Genomic DNA, 20,578 nt, shown 5'->3' with positions numbered 1-20,578 from the left:
TGAAGATCGCCGAGTGGTCCGGCAGGTCTGGAGCTTCTATGGGGCCCACGAAGGCCAGGTGAGAGTGTGCAGGTGCACGGGGCCGGAGAGACCGGCCGGGCGGGCGAGGGCGGCCGCCCACGCCGGCCCCAGCGGGAGATCCCGAACCTCCCAGCGCGTGCGGATACCCGGTACCCGGCCGGTGACTTCCACTGCCGTCCCGTCTCCCGCACGGCCCGGGTGAACGTCGAAGACGCGGAGGTCGGCGGCCATGCCCACCCCGGCCCCCTTCAACACGGCCTCCTTCCGGGTCCAGCAGCGCAGGAAGGCCCGGTCTCGTTGTGCGGGATCCGGGAGCGCGTCGATGTGGGCCCGCTCCGCAGGTGTGAGCACCTCCGGTGCCAGAAGCTCCGCGTCCACGCCGCCGTACCGTTCGACGTCCACCCCGACCGGATCGGCGGCGACCGCCAGCAGACCACACCCCGAGGTGTGGGAGATGCTGATCCACAGTGAGTTCCGGGGATGCGCCACCACCGGCGGACCGTGTCCCGGATCGCCGCAGCCGGGACACGGCCGGCGCCCCAACCGGACCGCGAGCGGGGGCGTTGCCAGCAGGTCGGCCAGAACGAGCCGGACCGCGACCCGGGTGGCGACGAACTGTGCCGACTTCGCGGCTGTCCGCAGTCTGGCCGCGCGTTGCCGTTCGTCCGCCGTCAGCAGGCTCAGGTGGACCGGGCCGACCGCCCGCGGGAGCGCACAGTGCCAGATGTGCACCGGACCGCCGGAGGTGAAGTCCGCCGGCGCGACCGGCCTTTCGACCGCAGTCACCGATGTCCCCGTCCTACAGCCGGAACAGCAGTCCGCCCGAGTACCAGCCGGAGCCGACTGCCAGGGCGAGCACGAGGTCACCACGCTGGAACGGGCCGGATTCGAGGTACTCGGAGAGGACGACGGGGATGGAGGCGGAACCGGTGTTGCCGCGGTCGGGGAAATTGGTGACGAACCTGCCGGGCTCGACCCCGATCGCCTCTCGGACCGGGCCGTGGACCGCATCAGTGCCCGGATGCGGTACGACCCAGTCGATGTCGTCGATGGTGAGCCCGTTCCGCTCCAGCAGAAGCCTGGCCGCGCCCGCCTGGCCGGGAACGGCGTGCCGCGGCAGGTCCGGTGAGACCTCGATCCAGCCGGTCGCGGCAGGCACGGCCACGACGCCGGACCTGGTGCCGTCGCTCACCAGCAGGGAATCCAGCAGCGCGGAACGGGACGCCGGGCCGCGCCGCAGGACCACTGCGCCCGCGGCGTCTCCGAGGGTGACGCTGCCGTACCTCGTGGGGTCGACACGGCGGGAGAACTGGTCCGCCGATACCACCAGCGCCGTCCGCCAGTCACCTGCGGAGGAAAGGAAGGCCGCCGCGGTCTGCACGCCGTGGACGAATCCGGTGCAGGCACCGCACAGGTCGAAGGCAAGGCCCCGACGGCTTCCGAGCGCCGCCGCCACCTGCGGCGCCAGATCGGGGACGTACAGCCGCTCGGTCCAGTTGGTCAGGATCAACAGGTCGATCTCGTCCGGAGCCACCGCGGCGTCGCGGATCGCCTGCCGGGCGGCCTGGAGGGCCATGTCGGCGACGGTCTCCGTGGCGCTGGATCGGTGCCGGGACTTCACGGTGATGGTGCCCACGGCGGGGTCGACGCCCTCCCCGGTGGTCTGCGCGGCGCACTCCTCCCGGTGCGGTGGGTAGTAGTGCCCGTAGCCGAGGATCGCGATGCCGGCGTCCTGCCAGTTCGGCGCCGCGGTGCTTGTGGTGGTCATGGTTCTCCTGGGGACGTCGGACGTGGGCATCAGGGCGCGGGCCGGCCGAGGGTCACAGTGGCGATCCCGCTGACCCTCGCCAGCACGAGACCGTCGGCGGTGACGGCCACCCCCTCGTTGCGCGGCGCACCGGAGTCCAGGTCGGACAGGTCGTGAGCCGAGCCGTACAACCTCAGGTCGCCCCGCTCGGTGGGCGCGTCGAACAGCTCGATCCGCCTGATCGAGCGGGGTACCCGGATCTCGGCCGGCTCGCCCGGGGCCTGGATCACCGCCAGCTGCACCAGGGCCTCCAGCACCAGCTCGGGGGTCAGCGCGTTCGGGAACCAGCGGTGCCGTGCAGCGGGGTCCAGCCGCAGCCGGCCCCGTCGTCCGTCCGGTTGCACGGACGGCTCGGCCACGGGGCGGAACATGCCGGAGAGGCGGATGCCGGGGGCATTCCCGTACAGCGGGTGGACGGCCTCACCAACCCGGGCTTCGGCAGGTTCCGGCCAGCGTGGCGCCGGCCGGGCCGCGTCACCGAGTCGCACCTCCACGCTGCCGTGCAGCTTGTCGCGGACCAGCACCCGCCCGCCGGGGGCCACGACATCGCCGGTGATCCGGACCCGGACGACGGAGTCCGCGCCTTCCCGCGCGTGCAGCCGTGCCGAGACCCGCACGGTCTGCGGTCGGTCGGGGCCCGGCACCCGGAGGAAAGCGGCCAGGACGAGGTTGTCGAAGGCGACGGGCACCATGCCCGGGAGGAGCCGGACCGCGGCCTCGGCGGCGAGTTCCGGGTAGAACGACCCGGGCAGGGTCGGCAGACCACGCACCAGGTGGTGGGTGAGGTAGCCGTCCCGTTCGAGGTCGAAGGTCCGCAGCAGGGTCACACTCTGTGCGGTCGACTCCTCGACGTGGTAGGCGGACCCGCTCCGCGCCGACGCCCGGGACGGGGCCCCGGTCGTACGGTCGCACCAGGGGAGGTAGCCGGGAGCGGTGCGCTCCAGGACCGCGCGTTCGCGGTCGCCCAACTGCACCGTGCCGACCGGGCGATCGGGTTCGGCGAGTTCGGCGAGGAAATGCCTGACCCCCTCCTGCGAGTTCATCGGGGTCAGCTCTCCCGACGTGTCCAGATAGCTGCGCCACAGCGGCCCGCTGGCGAAGCCCGCCTCGCCCCAGAGGCCGAACCCGACCGTGTACTGGTCGTGGCCGCAGGCGGCGGCGTACTGGGCCGCGCTGTGCAGGAACTCGTTGCCGGCGGCGTAGTCGGTGTCGCCCGGCTGGCCGAGGAAGCTGTTGGCCGATCCGAAGTTGCACCAGGTCAAGGGGAGTTGGTCGCCGAACGCGTTGGCCAGGTTGGTGTGGGCGAGCAGCTTGAGGTCCCGCACCGCGGTGAAGTCGGCCAGGGACTTGTTCCCGACCAGGGCGGTGCTGATGATCCCGGCCACGTTGAGCAGAAGATCGACCCGGGGCTCGGCGTGCAGCACCTGCTCGATCGCGCGGCGGACCTCGTCGGCGTCACGCAGGTCGCAGGCCAGATAGCTGACCCGGCCCTCGCCGCAGTGCTCGGTGAGTTCGTCCAGCGTGTCGCGGACCTCCCTGGCCCGCACGAGCCGTTCGAAGGCCCGGTCGGCCTGTGGCACGGTCAGGGCGTGCGGGCCAGTGGTCCGGCTCCTGATGAACTCGGCCTTTCCGGCCTCGACCGCCGCCAGATCGAGACCGTCGACCGCGGTCGACCCCAGCACGAACAGTCGTGGCGCCGCGTCGCGGGCAAGGGACTTGAGCACCTCGGCACCGATGCCCCGGGCACCGCCCGCCGCCACCACCACGGACGACCTGGTCAGCGCGGCGGGTCCGGGACGGGCGGACCGGCGTTCGGCGCGCACGAGGAGACGCTCGCCGCCCGCGTAGTAGACATCGGGCAGCAGGCGCTCCGCGTCGGCTTCCGCCCGCAGGTCCTCGGCGGCCGAGGCGAAGTCGGGCGCCTCGTGCACCACGGCGTAGACGGCGGAAGGGCCGAACTCCTGGGCGAGAACCCTGACGAAGCCGGTGAACAGTCCCGACAGGGGGTGCGGGGTGCGGTCGGACCGGATGCCGCCGAGCACCAACACCGTGAACGAATGCCCGGTCGTCCACCGTGCGGCGGCGGCCCTGGCGGCCAGGAACATGGCGTCGTGCAGTCTGAGCACGGCGCGGTGCTCCGGGCCGGCGGGGTCGAATCCCGCGGCGACCCGGCTCAGGTCGCAGACGATCTGCAGCTGGGCCGGATCCGACCCGGCCAGCAGGTCGTCGAAGGCGTCCTCGGTGAGTTCGACCTGCCGCACCGACCCGTCCCGACGGGCCACCGCGCCGTCGTGCCCGACCTCGACGACCGTCGCGCTGTTCCCGTCCAGGCCCGTCGTCGCCGCGTTGTTGGTGAGCAGGACGGCCGCAGCCGGGACGACCCGCCGCGCGGGCCGCACCGGCCGGCGCGGGTGCGGCGCGAGAGTCAGCACGTGGCGGTCCATCCGGGTCACCGCCGCTGTGGCCTCCTCGGCCGTCCCGCCGTGCCTGGATGCCGCACCGGCGGCGGGTGCCGCGCCGTCCTCCCGGCGCAGACTCAGCACGTGCGCCCGTTCCCCGGGGCCGGGGCGACGGCTGATCCGTGCCTCGGGAGCCTGGCCGAGCAGGAAGGCGACCAACTCGTCCCCGCCCTCGGCGCCCTGGAGGCCGCCGGCGGACCGTGCAGCGGGCTCGTCGGCGACGCCGACGTCCCGGATGGCCGCGAGGACCGGCAGTCCCTCCTCGGCCGCCACGCCCCGGGTGGTCACCGCGAAGAGGTAGGCGCCCTCCCGCAGGGGTTCCGGTCCGAGCGTCGCCGCCTGCCACTCGGCGAGGCTGTTGCCGCTCACCCCGCCGACCAGGGCGATCTCCAGATCGCCGAACTCCAGGTACCGGCAGGCGAGTTCGAACGCCTCCAGGAGCGAGGCTCCGCCCTGGTCGACCGTCGCGTTGAGTCCGCGCAGATCAAAGCAGTTGGCGAGGCGGCCCGCGATGACATTGGGCATCTCCCCCGGGGAGGAGTCCTCGGTGGGCGGTGGGATCAGGCCGGTGACCCTGTCGCGGAACGCGCCGAGGTATTCCTTGACCCCCGGTCCGGCGCCGGCCTCCGCCGCGACCCGCTCCACCTCGTCGAGGTGCGCGCGCAGCCGGTACAGCAGCGCACTGCGCGTGGGGCCGGCGTGCCCCACCACCACCCCCGTGCGCTCGCCCCGGCGGGAGAGCGCTGCACGGACCGCCGGGGCCAGGCGATGGACGCACTGGACCAGCATCAGTTGGGTCCGGTCGAGCCTGCGGACGGCCGGCGGCGGCAGACGCAACTCGTCGCGCCCCGGCGGCGGGTACTCGTCGCCGAACCCGGTCGCGCCGTCGGGCAGTCGGGCCGCCCACCCGACCACGACGAGGTCGTCGTGCTCGCGCCTGCGGTACGGGGAGGCAGCGGGCAGGTGCGGACCGTGCTCCCGCACCAGGAGGTGCGCATTGGTGCCGCCGAACCCGAACCCCGAGACGGCGCCGATCCGGGGGCGCCCGTCGCTGCTCCAAGCCACTGCCGCCCCGGGGACGGCCAGCCGTGAGCCGTTCAGCCCGGCCGCCTCGGACGCCGCCCGGAACCGGTGCTGAGCCGGGATCACCTGGTGGCGCAGGGCCAGCATCAGATGGATCACGGAGACCACCCCGGCCGCCCAACCGGTGTGCCCGATCAGTGACTTGTTGGACACCACCGGGACGGTGCCGCGCCCCGGGTAGCACTCGCGCAGTCCGGTGAGCTCCGCGAGGTCGCCGGCCGGGGTGCCGGTGGCATGCGCGACGATCAGCCCGACCTCCTCGGGTGACACACCGGAGTTCTCCAGCGCCCGAGTGATGGCCAGCTTCTGTCCGGCCACGGCCGGCTTGTAGATGGAGGTGCCCTTCCCGTCGGCCGACAGCCCAGAGCCGACGACCACCCCGTGGACGGTGTCGCCGTCCGCCAGGGCGCGGTCCAGCCGCTTGAGGACCACGACGGCGGCGCCGTCGGAGAACAGGACCCCGTCGGCGTCGGCGTCGAAGGAGCGGACCCTGCCGGTCGGCGAGAGGCCGCCGTTCTTGGCGAACAGCACGGACATGGTCGGCGTCAGGACGAGGGCTCCGCCGCACACCGCGATGTCGACGTCCCCGGCCAGGATCTCGCGCACGCCCAGGTCGACGGCGTAGAGGGAGGACGAGCACGCGGTGTCGATCAGGTGCACCCTGGTGTCGGCCGGCAGGATCCGGTGCACCGCGTCCCTGGCGATCCGGTGCGGCAGGTACCGGCCGGGCTCGCCGGCACGGGGGAAGTGCCGGCGCATCATCGAGCGGAGCTGCCCGGTGTCCGCCTCGTCCAGGCCGTCGGCCCCGGCGAGGAGACCGGCGGCCAGGAGGGCCTCCTCCTGGTGCTGGCTGCCGTCGGCGGTGTAGCCGAGGCAGAGGCTGTACCGGTCACCGTCGGTGCGTCGCACCTCGGCCATCGCCTGGTCGACACAGTGCCGGAGCCAGACCTGGGCGTAGTCGTCCCGGCCCGGCAGGGTGCCGGTGACGAAGCCACCCGCCTGTTGGTACGTCTTGTCCGGAGCGGACCGGTCGGAGCTGACGAAGTCGTCGGTCCGCCAACGCTGCGGCGGCGGATCGGCGAGGAGTTCCGTGCCCTCCTGGAGGAGGTTCCAGAACTGCTCCGGGCTGGTGGCGCCGGGCACGGTAAGGCCCATCCCGACCAGTGCCACAGCGTGCGACGCGTGGTTCCGGTCGGTGTTCGGAGCGGGTTCAACGCGCATGGGCGGCACTCCCCGACACCCGGGCCTCGACCCAGTCCAGCACGGCGCCCACCGTCTCGTAGGCAGCGGCCCGGGCGCCGTCCGGTTCGGCCGGCAGCCCGAAGTGACCGCGTACCCGCACCAGCAGCTCGGTCTGCTTGACCGAGTCGACGCCGAGGTCGGCTTCCAGATGGGCGTCCTCGGTGAACACCTCCTCGGGGTACTCCAGTGCCTCGGCGTAGAGAGTCCGGATCTCCGCGAGCAGCTCGGTACGGGAGCGGCCGGCCGTGGTGGGCCCGCCCGCCTCGAAGGAGGCGGGCGGGGGTACCGCAGGCCCCGGTTCAGGTGCTGCGGGAACCCCGCTCGGCGTGTCCTCGGGCCGTACGGTCACGGGTCGCGCGTCCACGGGATGCCGCGGCTCCCGGGGTGCAGAGGCCGCCGACGCGGTAAGACCCGGTTCGCGCAGGAACGCCGCCGTCTCCGCCAGGCCGCGGGCCTCGTCCCTCCCGGACAGCGGAGCCAGTGCGGTGATCTCCGGGAACGCCGCCCCGGCCAACCCGGACAGTGTGCTTCCGGCGCCCATCTCGACGAAGATCCGGGCTCCCGCACCGTGCATCCGCCGCACGGCGTCGCCGAATCGGACTGGTGTCACCAGATGCAGGCTCAGCAGCTCCGCGAGCCGGTCCGAGTCGCGGTAGAACCGGCCGAGGATCGGCGAGAACACCGGCACGGCCAGCGGACGCTGCCGCACGTCACGGATGCGGCGGAGCACTTCGACGCGCACCGCCTCCATCTCGCGACTGTGGAACGCGACCGGCGCGAGCAACCGTACGGCGGTGACCCCGATGGTGTCGGCGATCTGCTCGACCTTGCGCAGGCCGGCCAGCGGACCCGAGAGGACGACCTGTCCGGGGCCGTTGACCACGGCGATCCCCAACCTCGGCTCGGCGACCAGGTCCAGGAGCTTGCCGGCCCGATGCTCGTCGCAGGCGAGGGAGAGCATCCCGCCGGCCGACGATCCGAGCCGGGTGGTCACCGCGATCCGATGGCAGATCAACTCGGCGCCGGCGCGTGCCGAGAACGCGCCGGCGCAGACCAGCGCGGTGATCTCGCCGAGACTGTGCCCCATCAGGACAGACGTGGAAGCGTCCCGCGCCTGCAGCAGGCGGAAGACTCCGAGCGAGGTGCCGAACACGGCGAGTTGGAGGATCTCCGGGTCCTCGGTGAACAGCCCTTCGGGGCCGAGCGGGTCGCGGGCGAAGAGTCGCGGGCTCACCTCCTTGCCGAGGATGTCCCGGGCAGCCGCGTCGACCTCCGCGAAGAGGTCCCGGAGGACCGGGTCCCCGCTCGACCAGATCGCGTGCAGAGCTCCCCTGCGGTAGCCGCCCTGACCGGGGAACAACCCGACCGTGGTCTCGATGCCTGACAACACGAAGTACTCCAATGCAGTGGAACGGAGGGCGTTGGCACCCGGCGGCCGGGTACTCGGCCACTCATCCCGGACCGTGGCCGCCCCACGCCGGAGGGAGCCGAGTCCCGGCGCACCCGGGTGGCTCGCCGGGAGTCCTTACGCACGTCAGCGGCCATGGGTTCACGACGGATCCGGGAAGCCGCGCTGAGGGCCGGTTCCTCCGGCCGGACCCCCATCGGCGCGAGGGAGGCCGCCCAGCAGGAGCAGCTGGCGGAGCACCGTGACCTCGTGGCGCAGCGCGAGGTCTCGGCGTTCTCGGTCGCGACGGATCCGCCGAGCAGGGCCGGTCGTGCGAGCACCCCGGTGGCGAGCAGGCCGAAACGACGACCCGGGTGGCGAAGCGCACCATGGTGGTGACGCACGACACGCCGCCGCCCGGTCCGGCGTGGCGGCGCGCAAGCCAGGAACGCTTGACGGAGGGTCGGTCACGCGCACATCCGAACCACCAGGGACGCGGACCCGCCCAGCGCGTACACGAGGGCGCTGTAGGTGATGAACGGGAACTTCCGGTAGTGCCGGCGGACCTTCAGGAAGAACGCGCCCGCGATCAGGGACATCCCCACGGAGTACACCAGGCCGACGGGGGCCCGGTCGAACCCGGCGTATGCCAGGACGGTCACCGCGTACACGGCCGCGTTGACCACGAGGGCGGCCTGTGAGCTCCCGGCGGACGACTCGTCCGGGTTCCTGCTCTCGGTGATCAGCAGGCTCGTGTTCATCAGCAGGGCACCGGCGAAGAACATCGTGTTGCCGGTGTAGAAGTCGTTGAAGAACAGGCCGCCGCAGAGATCACCGGTGAAAGCGTCGGGATCGCAGTACTCGTTGAAGGCGGCCGAGGCGACTTCGTGCAGGCCGTTCCCGGTGGCATAGAAGTACACGCCGGTGGTGAAGAGGAGGAAGAGCCATTTCCCCTCCCTCGACCGCAGGGCCGAGAAGTCGCGGGAGACCTCCCTGAAGATCAGCGCCGGAATGATCACCGTGACGAGGATCAGTACGGTCACCTGTAGCAACTCGTGCAGGCGCAGGAAACCGTACGGTTGCAGCAGGACTTCGGTGGTGAAGGAGAAGCGCTCGACGGCGACGAGCACGACGGACAGGGAAGTGAGCGTGAACAGCAGATTCATCCTGCTCATGGCTTGCACGGCATCGAGACCTTCCGGGCTGGGGTGGTGACGGCGGGTTTCGCACGGGCTTACGCACCGCTGCGGCCTCTCGTTCAGTCGACCGCCGTCGCTCGCCGCGTACGGTGCCGTCGGCGGCCGGTGTCGGTCAACGGCAGGTCGCGCCGAAGCCCTTCGGCCGGTGGGCCGGTGGTGCTGACCTGCCGCTGTGAGCGGTGGGTGCCGTGACGGGCGTGTGAGGCGGATCACGTGGATGGGCCGGGTTGTGGTTGAGGAGTTCACGGGCCGGCTCCGTAAAGGAGCGCGGACGGCTGACGGAGGAACGGGCAGCCGGTGGAACTACCTAGGGAAACGAAATGATCCGAGCACGTGCCGCGACACTGGCGGCCGTCCTGGCAGCGGGGATCGCAGCGCTGACGGGCTGTTCGCCGAGCGGGACGACCGCGAAGCCGAAGCCCGCCGAGAGCGCGACGGCGTCCTCGCCCGTCAGTTACGTGCCGGGCACGGCGCGGGAGAACAACGCACCTGCCGACACCGGGGACTTCGCCGCCGGGGCGGCGAACACGGCGGCCGCGATGAAGTGGGTGCAGCTCAGCGTGGGCGCGGCGGGTCCGCTCAATCCGGTCGTCCACAACGCCGCCGGGTTCACGCTCTACCGGTTCGACAAGGACACGGCGAAGCCGTCGAAGTCCACCTGCGATGACGCCTGCGCCACGACCTGGCCGCCGGTCCTGGTCCAGCCCGGCTCGCGGATCTTCCTGGACGGCGTGTCGCGGTCCGACGTCGGTGCCGTCAAGCGCGACGACGGGACGTTCCAGGTGACCATCGGCGGCTGGCCGGTGTACCGCTTCAGCAAGGACACCGCTCCGGCGCAGGCCAACGGCCAGGGCGTGGGCGGCACTTGGTTCGCCGTGACGCCGGAGGGCGGCAAGGCCAGCCAGTCCCGGCAGGGTACCGACGCCGATACCGGCCTGGACTACAAGAACGGCACCGCGAAGGAGAACAACGCGCCGCCGAACACCGGGGACCAGTACTCCGGGCCGCGCAACAGCCCGGAGGCGATGAAGTGGGTGCAGCTGACGGCGGGTTCGGCGGGTGGCCTGACTCCGATCGTGCACGACGGCGCCGGGTTCACGCTCTACCGGTTCGACAAGGACACGGCGAAGCCGTCGAAGTCCACTTGCAATGACGCCTGCGCCACGACCTGGCCGCCGGTCCTGGTCCAGCCCGGCTCGCGGATCTTCGTCGACGGGGTGCCGACCTCGGAGATCGGCATCGTGACCCGGGCCGACGGCACGCGTCAGGTGACGATCGGTGGCTGGCCGGTGTACCGCTTCAGCAAGGACACCGCTCCGGGGCAGGCGAATGGTGAGGGGGTCGGCGGCACCTGGTTCGCGGTGTCCCCGCACGGCGGGAAGGTGCTGCGCCCGGCCGCCGAGAGCGGTGCGCCCGCCGCGTCCGCTTCGCCGACGTCCGCCTCCGCCGCACCGAGCGCGTCCGCAGCCGCTTCGCCGAGCGCGTCCGCTGCCGCGCCGTCGAGCACGGCCGGAACCCCGGTGGCCCTCGGAAGCGGCGTGGTCACCCTTGACACCGGCGTCAACTTCACGGAGCCGAAGGGATCGGAGGCCGTCGCCGGCCCCGGCTGCAAGAACGTCCAGAAGGGGGACCAGGCCTCCTCACTGGACCTCAGCGGCGGACCGGTCAAGATCTGGACCGGCCGCGACTGCACCGGCTCCTCGGCCGTGGTGACCTCAAGCGTTCCGGACCTCGGCGCGATCGGCTTCGACAGGAAGATCGCCTCGATCCGGTTCGGGGACTGAGCGGTCCCGGGTGCCTGGGCCCTGTGGGCCGATCGAGCGGGACTCCGGTGCCGGGCCTGTGGCCCGGCCGGGGTCCCGCTCGGCTTTCCGGGCGTCCGGCCGATCGTCGGACACCAGCCGGTTCTCCCCGATGACCGGCGGGCTCTCGCGTCGGCACGGGCGAGCGGGTCGGGGTGTGAACGCGGACGACCGCCCGGCGCGGTGCCGGGCGGTCGTCGCAGAGATTGCCGCAGGGGTCAGGAGACACGGACGACGATCTTCCTCCTGGCGCGCTTCGAGGCGCTGTGGCGCAGGGCGTCGACGGTCTCGTCGAGGTCGTAGCGCGGTCGATGAACGGCCGGACGGCGCCGGTGTCGACCAGGGCCGCGAGCGTCTCCAACTGCTCGCCGCTGGGGCGCATGAAGAACGGTTCGACCCGGATGCCGTGGCGGGTGGCCACCTCCTGGGCCCGTGGGACCCACACGGTGGAGACACGTCTTATGCGCGCTGCGGGCGGCGGGTTCAACGGGTCATGCCCGCAGCTCGGGGAACTGGTCGTCGCGCCACTCCAGGTCGAGTGCCGTACCGGCGTCCGCCGCCCGCTGTTCGCGCTCGCGCAGCTCGACCCGGCGGATCTTGCCGGAGATGGTCTTGGGCAGCGCATGGAACTCGACCCGGCGGACCCGGAGATACGGCGGCAGGTGCTCGCGGGCGTGCCGCAGGACGGCGAGCGCGGTCTCGCGGTCGGGCTCCCAGCCGGGGGCGAGGGAGACGTACGCCTTCGGTACGGCGAGGCGGATCGGGTCGGGTGCGGGGACGACGGCGGCCTCGGCCACGGCCGGGTGCTCGATCAGTACGCTCTCCAGCTCGAAGGGCGAGACCTTGTAGTCCGAGGCCTTGAAGACGTCGTCGCTGCGGCCGATGTAGGTGATGTGTCCGTCGGCGTCCCGGACCGCGACATCGCCGGTGCGGTAGTAACCCCCAGCCATCACCTCGGCGTTGCGCTCGGGGTCGCCGAGGTAGCCGGTCATCAGGTTGACGGGGTGCCGGGAGAGGTCGAGGCAGATCTCGCCTTCGTCGGCGGGCTCTTGGCGGACCGGGTCGACCAGCACCACCGGAACTCCCGGCAGTGGACGGCCCATCGAGCCCGGCTTGACCGGGGAGCCCGGGGTGTTGCCGACCAGCAGGGTGGTCTCGGTCTGCCCGAAGCCGTCCCGGATGGTCAGTCCCCAGGCGCGCTCGATCTGCGCGATGACCTCGGGGTTGAGCGGCTCCCCGGCCGCGACCAGCTCCCGCAGCGAACCGGGGCCGGCCGACAGGTCGGTCTGGATCAGCATCCGCCAGACCGTCGGGGGAGCGCAGAAGGTGGTGACCTCGGCCCGGTGCAGCTGCTCGACCAGGCGGGCCGGGTCGAAGCGCGAGTAGTTGTGGACGAAGATGGTCGCCTCGGCGATCCACGGCGCGAAGAAGCAGCTCCAGGCGTGCTTGGCCCAGCCGGGGGAGCTGATGTTGAGGTGGACGTCGCCCGGGCGCAGCCCGATCCAGTACATGGTCGTCAAGTGCCCGACCGGGTAGGAGACCTGGGTGTGCTCGACCAGCTTGGGCTTGCTGGTGGTGCCGGAGGTGAAGTAGACCAGCAGCGGGTCGTCGGCGGAGGTCGCCGCCGTGAACGGCGCCGGCGACTCGATGGCGTACGCCTCGGTGTACGACGCCCAGCCGGGGACCGGGCCATCGACCACCAGACGCGAGTAACCGCCGGGAACCGTCGCGAACTTGGCGGTGTCGGCGGCGTTCGCCAGCACATGGCGGGCGCCCCCGCGTTCGATCCGGTCGCGCAGGTCGGCCCCGCCGAGCGCACTCGTGGTCGGCATGATCACCGCACCCAGCTTCATCACCGCGAGCATGGACTCCCACAGCTCGACCTGGTTGCCCAGCATCAGCAGCACCCGGTCGCCCCGCCGCACGCCCTGCCCGGCCAGCCAGTGTGCGACCCGGTCCGAGCGGCGGGCCAGGTCGTCGAAGCTGTACTTCGCCTCGCTGCCGTCCTCCTCCACGATCCACAGTGCGGTCGCCGGATTGCCCCGCGCGATCACGTCGAACCAGTCGACCGCCCAGTTGAACGGCCCCTTGAAGACCGGCCAGCGGAACTCCTCCAGCGCGGTCCGATGGTCTCCCAGCATCTGCAACAGCACGTCCCGCGCGGCTCGGTAAGGCTGGGTGGCGGAGTACGTCGTCACGGCAATCGGCTCCTGAGGGCAGGTGAAACGGCCGGGCCTCGGGCAGGCCCGGCGCACGGGTACCAACACCGCGCGTCGGCCAGGTGCCGCTCGGATCGGGCAGGCAGCCGCGCTGACGCACGGAACAACTGACGTGTCGACAGCCGTCCGGGTTCAATCCGGTCGTGCTCGGTCCGCGGGCCGCTCCTGTCCGAGGAGGGCCTTTCTCCAGGGTGGAGAGCGTACGCGGGCCGACCCGGCACGACAGGTGTGACTCCAGGGCGTGCATCGGCTCCTCGTCCAGACGTGCACGCGCCGCACGGCAGTGGCCGTCCAGGCCAGGTGCACCACCTTCTGACGGGTGCCCGGTCGGCGTAACTGGACAGATGATCGAAAACCGGGATAGCTGTGCCGTATGGAAGCGCACGGCGATCGTATGAACGGAAATCTCCCGGCGGACCTCACCAGCTTCGTCGGACGTCGGCGCGAGCTCGACGAGGTGCGTCGGCTGCTGTCGGCCGCCCGGCTGGTGACCCTGACCGGCGTCGGCGGGGTCGGCAAGACCCGGCTGGCACTGCGGGCCGCCGCCGAGCTGTGGCCGGGGTTCCCGGACGGGGTGTGGGTGGAGCTGGCGTAGCGCAGCACCGTCGGTCTGAGCCAGCCACCGGGAGGTTCGCACAGGCAGCCGCCAAGTCGATCGGCATTCTCCTCCGGTATCGTGGCCGGGCCCGTAGCCGCTGGTCAGCGGCGGTGTCGGCGAGGAGGGGAAGCGGGTGTTCGGTCGGGCGGGCGAACGGGAACGGCTCGACGGGCTCGTCCGGGAGGTGTCCGGCGGGCGGGGGCGGGCCGTGGTGTTCCGCGGTGAGCCGGGGATCGGGAAGACCACGCTGCTGGATTTGGCGGAGACCCTCTGCCGCGAGGCCGGGATGACCGTACTTCGGGGCAGCGCCAACGAGATCGAACAGCGGCTGCCGTTCGCCGCCGTGGTCGACTGCCTGGGCGCGGCCGAGCGCCCGGAGGTGGTCCGGATCCGCGTGCTGCTCCGAGGGGACGCACCTTCTGGGGCATTCCCCGGGGCCGCCGGTCAGGAGCCGCTGGTGGCCGAGGCGCTGCAGGCGCTGTTCGACGCCTGGTGTTCGACGGGCCCGGTGGCCCTGCTGCTGGACGATCTGCACTGGGCCGACCAAGCGAGTCTGGCCGTCGTCCACCGCCTGACCCGCTCGCTGGACCAGCTGCCGTTGCTCGTCGTGCTGACCAGCCGCTCCTGCGGAGAGGACAGCGGCTTTGGCCGACTGCTGGCGGCACTCGCGGACCGCGGGGTGCCGGTGGTCGACCTGGGACCGTTGGCCGAGCCCGACGTGGCCCGGCTCGTGGCCGCGCAATCCGGTGGTCGGCCGGACGGGCGGCTGCTGAAGCACGTCGCCGGTGCCGCCGGGAATCCGCTGTACGTGAGGGAGCTGGTCTCGGGGCTGCTGGACACGGGGCAGATCAGGGTGTGCGGCCCGGTGGCGGAACTCGTTTGCGACCGGCTGGCTGTTCCCGCCTCGCTCAGTGCGGCGATCCTGCGCCGGATCGGCTCCCTGCGCGGCCCGACCCGCGAGCTGGTGGGCGTGCTCGCACTGCTGGGCAAGGGTTTCACGGCGGAGGAGATGACGGTGGCGGCGCAGCGCTCCGTGTTCGAACTGGTGGAGCCGGTGGCCGAGGCCCTCATGGCCGGAGTCCTGGAGGAGCGCGGCACCGGGCTGGCGTTCCGTCACGACCTCGTCCGCCGTGCCGTCGAGGAGAGCCACCCGCCCGCCCTCCGAGCGGCGCTCCACCAGAGGATCGGGCGCTCACTGGCCGGGGCCAACGCGCCGGCGGAACGGGTGGCCGAGCACCTGGTGATGGCTCCCCGACTGGGTGGGCAGGACATGTCGTGGCTGCGGTCCGAGCTCGACCGGCTGCTCGCGCGTGCGCCCGGCCTCGCCATCGACCTGCTACGGCGGGGCATGGGGGAGTCGGCCGAGCGTGACCTGGAGGTCGACCTGGTCCGGGCCCTGCTGTGGGCCGGCCGGTTCGCCGAGGCCGAGGAGGAGGCGCGGTCGTTGTTGACCGGCGCCGTCCTGCCCTCGCGGTGGCGGGGGACGGTCCGGTGGTGGCTGGCCCAGGCGTACTTCCGGCAGGGGAGGCTGACGGAGTGCGAGGAGACCGTCCGTACGGCGGAGCGCGCGGACGTCCTGACACCCGGCCAGTCGGCACGCTTCCACGGGCTCGCCGCGCAGTGCAGCTATCTCCGGGCCGAGTACGACGCCGCCGAGTGGAGGGCGTCTTGGGCGGTCGCGATCGGCCGGGAGAGCGGCGACGCCGATGCCACGGCCTACGGCCTGTGCCTGCGCGCGTCCGTGCTGCTGGTCGGCCGACGCTCCGAGGAGGCGCTGGCCCTCGTCGACGAGGCGCTCGCTGCCGTGGGTGGCGGGGAGCCGGGGTCCGACGTGCAGATGGCCCCGCACCTGATCCGCGGCTACTGCCTGGTCGGCACCGACCGGCTGGCCGAGGCGCGTACGGCCTTCCGCGCCGGATCGAGGACCAACGACAGTGGCACGTTCCTGACCTGGTACCACTGCGCGCTCGCACAGTTGGAGTTCCTCCGCGGAGACTGGGAGGCCGCGCTCACCGAGGCTCAGACCGGGCTGGAGGTCCCCGACTTCCACGGGGTCGGGCCCGACCTGCGGGCGGCGGCCGCGCTCGTTCAGATACACCGGGGCCGACGTGACGAGCACACCGATTTCATTCGCGACCACGAACCGGACCTGCGCGGACGGACCGTCATCGGATACTGCCACCGCTGGGCGCACGCCATGCTGTGTGAGGCCGAGGGGGATGACGAGCGGGCGTTCCAGCTGCTGGAGTCGTTCCATCGGCGACCGGACCAGCAGGGCAGGTTCTCGGTCGCCGACTTCGTCGTCCCGGACACCGCGCGGCTGGCCCACTCGCTCGGACAAGGCGACCGGCTCCGCGCGCTGGCCGCCTCCGCCCGGGATGTCGCGGACGCGCAACCCACCGCGAGCAGAAGGGCCGTGGCCTTGCTGTGCTCCGGACTGGCGGGAGGCGATCCGACCTCGGCGGCCGAGGCGGCGGAGCTGTTCCGGGAGGCGGACCGTCCGTTGTACGCGGGCATCGCCCATGAGAGCGCCGCACTGCTGTCGGCGCGCGCGGGCCTGCGTAAGCAGGCCCGCGAGGAACTCGCCCGAGCGGTGGAGGTCTACGGCGCACTGGGTGCGGACTGGCCCGCACGCCGGGCCGAGGAGCGGCTCCGGGCCGAGGGCGTGAGGCCGGCCGGCGGACGGTCCGCGAGCACTCCGGGGACGGGTTGGGAGTCGCTCACCGCAACCGAGCGGACGGTGATCGCGATGATTGCCGAAGGGTGCTCCAACCCGCAGATCGCCGACCGGATGCACCTGTCCCGCCGGACGGTGCAGACCTACGTCTCGCGGATCCTGGCCAAACTCGGCAAGTCGTCCCGGGTCGAGCTGGCGGTGGTCGCGTCCGAGCGGGCCCGGGAGCCGTGAACGAGGCGGCGTTACCGTATGCCGTCCCTCGGCGCGCTGTCACCGGCGGCCCGAGACCACACTGGCCCGGTGCTCACCTCGACCAGCCGACCGGTGGTGGCGAGCGGTCCTTCTCCCGCTGCGTGTCGGCGCGCTGCAGGGGGAGCGACCGTCGGACGGATCGTCCGGGCGGGTATCCGGCGGAGCGGCTGTACGGTGCAGCACTCCGACCGCCTCCGCCCGCAGAACCCCGCGGTGAGGGGCGGCGACCGGGTCGTTCCGTCCTCCGCGCCCGGCACAGACAGGCAGGTGGAAGGGGTTTTCCCGGAACCAGCGCCAGTTGGCGGATGTTTCGCGCATCGACCTCGGTCAGGGTCGTCCCGAGCACCCGACCAGAGGATCGATCCACCATGAGCCACACCCGGATGTCAGACGCCGACTTCGACCAGCTCCTGACGGCGCACCACCGAGCTGTGCACGCCTACCTCGCCAAGCGCACCTTCGGTGATCGGCAGCTGGCAGAGGACCTGACCCAGGAGACGTTCGTCCGTGCGCTGAACCATCCGGAGATCCTCACAAGTGGTCAGGCGACACCGCTGCCCTGGCTGTACCGGGTGGCGCGGAACCTGCTCATCGACCATCTCCGGGCCCGCGGCAGCCGTCCGGCCGAGGTCGGCACGCCGGACCTCGCGGCTGTCGCCGGGGAGGAGGCGCTGGGGAACGAGATCGACCGGCTGCTCAACAGCTGGTCGGTCCGGCAGGCGGTGGCCTCGCTGAGTCCCGCCCACCGTGCCGTGCTCACCGAGATCCACTTCAACCACCGTTCGGTCCCCGAGACCGCCGAGCTGCTGGGAGTACCGCCGGGTACCGTCAAGTCCCGCTGCTTCTACGCGATCCGCGCGTTGCGCCTGGCGCTGGAGGAGCACGGCCTGGCGCCCTGAGCCGACCCGCGCCGGCACCGAGGGGACGGGGAGCCCGCTTCGTACCGGTATTTTCTGGATCATGAAGCACGGCAGCGCCCACCTGATCGGCCGCGAGGCGGAGACCCACAGACTCGAGGAAGTGCTCTCGGCGGCTGCCGAGGGCACCGGCCGAGGGGTGCTGTTGCTGGGTGAGGCCGGGATCGGCAAGTCGGCCCTTCTGGCCCACTGCGCCGCCCAGGCCCGAACACGCGGGTTCTCTGTGCTCCGGGGCGAAGCCAGCGAATGGGAGCGGTCGTTTCCGCTGTGGCCCTTCCTCGATCTCCTCGGCACTCCCGACCGGGCCGCCGTCCTGGCGTTGCTGCAGGCCACCGGGCGGGGAGCGGCGGATCCCGTACCGGCGGCCGCGGAACGGCTGTTCCAGATCGTCGAACGGTGGTGCACCCTCGGGCCGGTCCTCCTGGTGCTGGACGACCTGCACTGGTCCGATGAGGCATCGGCGTCGCTCTGGGGCCGCCTGGCCTGCCAGGCCGAGCAGTTGCCGCTCGTGGTGGCTGCCGCCGCCCGGTCCGGAGAGGGCCAGGCGGTGATCGACCCGCTGCTCGGGGCGCTGGAGCGCAGCGACGGTCTGATCCTCCCCGTACGCCCGCTGGACGAGGAGGAGCTGGCCGAACTCGCGGCCGTCCGGCTGGCCTCCTCTGCCGGGCCGTCCCTCCGCCGGGAGCTGGCACGCACCGGCGGAAACCCGCTCTACGCCACCGAGTTGCTGGCGCTGCTGCGCCGCCAGGACGCCCTGACGGTCGGCTCCGACGGACTGGAGATCCTGCCCGGGCATCAAGTACCCGCGCCGACGGCGGCGTTCACCGATCGGATGCAGCGGCTCTCCACCGGACTGCGCGAGGTGCTCCGGGCAGCAGCCGTACTGGGTGTGGAGTTCCGGCCGGCCGATCTCTTCGCCGTCCTGGACCGCTCGCCGACCGACCTGCTGCCGCTGATCGACGAGGCGTTGACAGCGGAGATCCTGGTACCGGCCGACGACCGGCTGGCGTTCCGTCACCACCTCATCTGGCAGGTCTTCACCGAGGCCATCCCCGTGGCGCTGCGCGGCGCCATGCACCGGCAGGTCGCGCGGACGTTGGCCCGGGCGGACGAGGACTTCGACGCGGTGGCCACCCACCTCTTGCAGGCCGACGGGCTCGAAACCGACGACTGGGCGTGCGGCTGGGTCCGCGACAACGCGGCGGCACTGGTCGACCGTTCCCCACAGGCGGCGGCGCAACTGCTGGAGCAGGCACTCCGCGGTCCGGGGCCGACCGCGTCGGCGGTGTTCCTGCGGCTGAGGCTGGTCGAGGCGCTGATGAGGTCGGGGCGCGCAGCCGAGGCCGAGACCATGGCCCGCGCTATCGCCACCGGGTCGGCCACCGAACCCGAAGCCGCAGCCGAGGCGTCCTGGCTGCTCGCCGAGACCATCAGCCGGACGCGTTCGCTGAGCGACGGGATCCGCGAGTCGGTGGAGGTGCTGCGCGTCGCGGTGGGGCTCGAAGGACTCGGAGAGCGGTGCGCGGCCCGGCTGTACGCGGAGAGCGCCCTCTACCTGAATGCGGCCGGGCACACCGACGAAGCGGCCTCGGCCGCGGAGGCGGGAGTCGCCCTCGGTAAGCGCAGCGGAGACGACTTCGCCATCGCGTTCGCCACTCGGACACTGGTCGAAATGAGCCGGTTCCGAGGCGATGACGCCCAGGCTCTGGTGTTGACCGACCGCGGCCTGGCGCACTGCGCCGACGGCGCGCTGGTCCGGGTCGAGGCGGTTCTCAGGACCCAGCGGCTCAAGGTCCTGTCGTCCGTCGGCCGGTCCGGCGAGGCGGAGGCGGAGATCGGCCGGCTCCAGACGGCACGCGAGCGGATGCCCGTCCCGCACGTGGGGTCCTCCATCGCCATCGCGGACCACCACTTCGTCGCGGGCGAGTGGGATGACGCCCTCGCGGAGGTCGAGTACCTGGCAGAGCCCACCTACCGGGTCGTGGCGGGCTCCTGGCACGGACTGGCGGGTCTGGTGGCGGCTCACCGGGACGACCGGGCCCGCTGCGAGGTCCACCTGAGGGCGATGCGCGACCAACCGCTCGACGGGGTGACCGGGATCAGCGTGGCCGACTGGCTCCTCATGGCGCGTGCGGTCGCGGCCGAACAGGCCGGACGGCCGGAGGAGGCACTTGCGACCCTGCGACCGGTGCTCGACCCCGACGCCGCGGTCCAGGTTACCGAGGGCCCCGAGTGGATACCGGTGATGGTGCGGTTGGCCCTCGGCCTGGGTGACCGTGCGACGGCCGAGGAGGCGGCCGGGCTCCGGCCGCCCTTCGCCGAGGAGCACCTGTCCGACCGCTGGCGGCACGCCGCGGCCTACGGTCGCGGCCTGCTGGCGGCCGACCCGGCCCCGGCGCTGGCGGCTGCCGCGTACTATGCCGCGCACGCCCGTCCGCTGCGCCACGGGATGGCGTTGGAGGACGCGGCCGAACTGCTGGCCAGGCAAGGCGAGTCGGCACAGGCGAAGCGCCGGCTGGACGAGGCGGTGGAGGTCTACACCCGGCTGGGAGCCCGTTGGGACATCCGGCGGGCGGAGACCAGGCTGCGCGCCTGCGGGGTGCGCCGGGGTGCCCGCGGCCCGAGGTCGCGGGCGACCTCGGGCTGGGAGAGCCTGACGCCCACCGAGCTCCGGGTGGCCGAACGGGTCGCCGCGGGCTTGTCGAACCCGGAGATCGCCGCCGAGCTGCTGCTCTCGCCGCGCACCGTGCAGACCCATGTCTCGCACATCCTGGGGAAGTTGACGGTACGATCGCGGGTCGACGTCGCCCGTGAGGCAACCCGGCGAGGCGTCCTGTCGTAGGGCCCGGAGTCGAGCGGAGACGCCCGCACGAGTCGCGGGGACAGCCCCGGCCCGAGGCCGGGGACCGGCCAGC

At 72.4% G+C, this 20,578-nt stretch carries 10 protein-coding genes and 1 pseudogene; 5 read left to right on the top strand and 6 right to left on the bottom strand.

Features of this window, described 5'->3' with window-relative positions; all coding sequences use genetic code 11:
• Positions 1-36: 36 nt before the first annotated feature.
• From ACWDAK_RS13250 to ACWDAK_RS13230, 5 genes are all read right to left on the bottom strand, one after another.
• Positions 37-807, bottom strand: coding sequence for a 4'-phosphopantetheinyl transferase family protein (locus ACWDAK_RS13250; RefSeq protein WP_344637960.1), 771 nt, complete (start codon positions 805-807; stop codon positions 37-39).
• A gap of 13 nt (positions 808-820) precedes the next feature.
• Positions 821-1,789 carry a ketoacyl-ACP synthase III gene (locus ACWDAK_RS13245; RefSeq protein ID WP_344637961.1) on the bottom strand — a complete coding sequence of 323 codons (969 nt, stop codon included), beginning with the start codon at positions 1,787-1,789 and terminating at the stop codon, positions 821-823.
• Positions 1,790-1,818: 29 nt separating this feature from the next.
• A complete protein-coding gene (locus tag ACWDAK_RS13240; RefSeq protein ID WP_427393345.1) occupies positions 1,819-6,591 on the bottom strand; it encodes an SDR family NAD(P)-dependent oxidoreductase in 4,773 nt (1,590 codons plus the stop codon).
• Positions 6,581-8,002, bottom strand: a complete 1,422-nt coding sequence (locus ACWDAK_RS13235; protein WP_344637963.1) for an acyltransferase domain-containing protein — start codon at positions 8,000-8,002, stop codon at positions 6,581-6,583. The genes ACWDAK_RS13240 and ACWDAK_RS13235 overlap by 11 nt, the downstream gene beginning before the upstream one ends.
• Before the next feature lie 464 nt (positions 8,003-8,466).
• A complete protein-coding gene (locus ACWDAK_RS13230; protein ID WP_344637964.1) occupies positions 8,467-9,174 on the bottom strand; it encodes a hypothetical protein in 708 nt (235 codons plus the stop codon).
• A gap of 344 nt (positions 9,175-9,518) precedes the next feature.
• Here ACWDAK_RS13230 and ACWDAK_RS13225 point away from each other — a divergent pair, with 344 nt between their 5' ends.
• Positions 9,519-10,982, top strand: coding sequence for a hypothetical protein (locus ACWDAK_RS13225; protein ID WP_427393346.1), 1,464 nt, complete (start codon positions 9,519-9,521; stop codon positions 10,980-10,982).
• Positions 10,983-11,491: 509 nt separating this feature from the next.
• Here ACWDAK_RS13225 and ACWDAK_RS13220 read toward each other — a convergent pair.
• On the bottom strand, positions 11,492-13,198 hold the full coding sequence (locus tag ACWDAK_RS13220; RefSeq protein ID WP_427393347.1) for an AMP-binding protein: 1,707 nt from the start codon (positions 13,196-13,198) through the stop codon (positions 11,492-11,494).
• Between the two features lie 394 nt (positions 13,199-13,592).
• On the opposite strand from ACWDAK_RS13220, the pseudogene ACWDAK_RS13215 reads away from it, so the two are divergent.
• From ACWDAK_RS13215 to ACWDAK_RS13200, 4 genes and pseudogenes are all read left to right on the top strand, one after another.
• Positions 13,593-13,811: pseudogene (locus ACWDAK_RS13215) on the top strand (hypothetical protein); the annotation flags it as partial.
• Positions 13,812-13,950: 139 nt separating this feature from the next.
• The gene (locus tag ACWDAK_RS13210) at positions 13,951-16,725 is read left to right on the top strand and encodes a helix-turn-helix transcriptional regulator (RefSeq protein ID WP_427393348.1); all 2,775 of its coding nucleotides are present in this window, start codon (positions 13,951-13,953) and stop codon (positions 16,723-16,725) included.
• 389 nt (positions 16,726-17,114) lie between these two features.
• On the top strand, positions 17,115-17,645 hold the full coding sequence (locus tag ACWDAK_RS13205) for a sigma-70 family RNA polymerase sigma factor (RefSeq protein ID WP_344637969.1): 531 nt from the start codon (positions 17,115-17,117) through the stop codon (positions 17,643-17,645).
• A 61-nt stretch (positions 17,646-17,706) separates the two neighbouring features.
• Positions 17,707-20,505: a helix-turn-helix transcriptional regulator gene (locus tag ACWDAK_RS13200; protein WP_427393349.1), complete on the top strand. Its 2,799-nt coding sequence runs from the start codon at positions 17,707-17,709 to the stop codon at positions 20,503-20,505.
• Positions 20,506-20,578: the final 73 nt, after the last annotated feature.

The organism is Kitasatospora sp. NPDC001175, from assembly GCF_053598215.1.
This window is presented reverse-complemented; position numbering and strand designations above follow the sequence as displayed.

Excerpts from the sequence above, each read along its gene's own strand:
- ACWDAK_RS13205 (WP_344637969.1), top strand. The coding sequence starts at position 17,115 with ATGAGCCACACCCGGATGTCAGACGCCGACTTCGACCAGCTCCTGACG.
- ACWDAK_RS13225 (WP_427393346.1), top strand. The coding sequence starts at position 9,519 with ATGATCCGAGCACGTGCCGCGACACTGGCGGCCGTCCTGGCAGCGGGG.
- ACWDAK_RS13200 (WP_427393349.1), top strand. The coding sequence starts at position 17,707 with ATGAAGCACGGCAGCGCCCACCTGATCGGCCGCGAGGCGGAGACCCAC.
- ACWDAK_RS13245 (WP_344637961.1), bottom strand. The coding sequence starts at position 1,789 with ATGACCACCACAAGCACCGCGGCGCCGAACTGGCAGGACGCCGGCATC.
- ACWDAK_RS13240 (WP_427393345.1), bottom strand. The coding sequence starts at position 6,591 with ATGCGCGTTGAACCCGCTCCGAACACCGACCGGAACCACGCGTCGCAC.
- ACWDAK_RS13230 (WP_344637964.1), bottom strand. The coding sequence starts at position 9,174 with ATGAGCAGGATGAATCTGCTGTTCACGCTCACTTCCCTGTCCGTCGTG.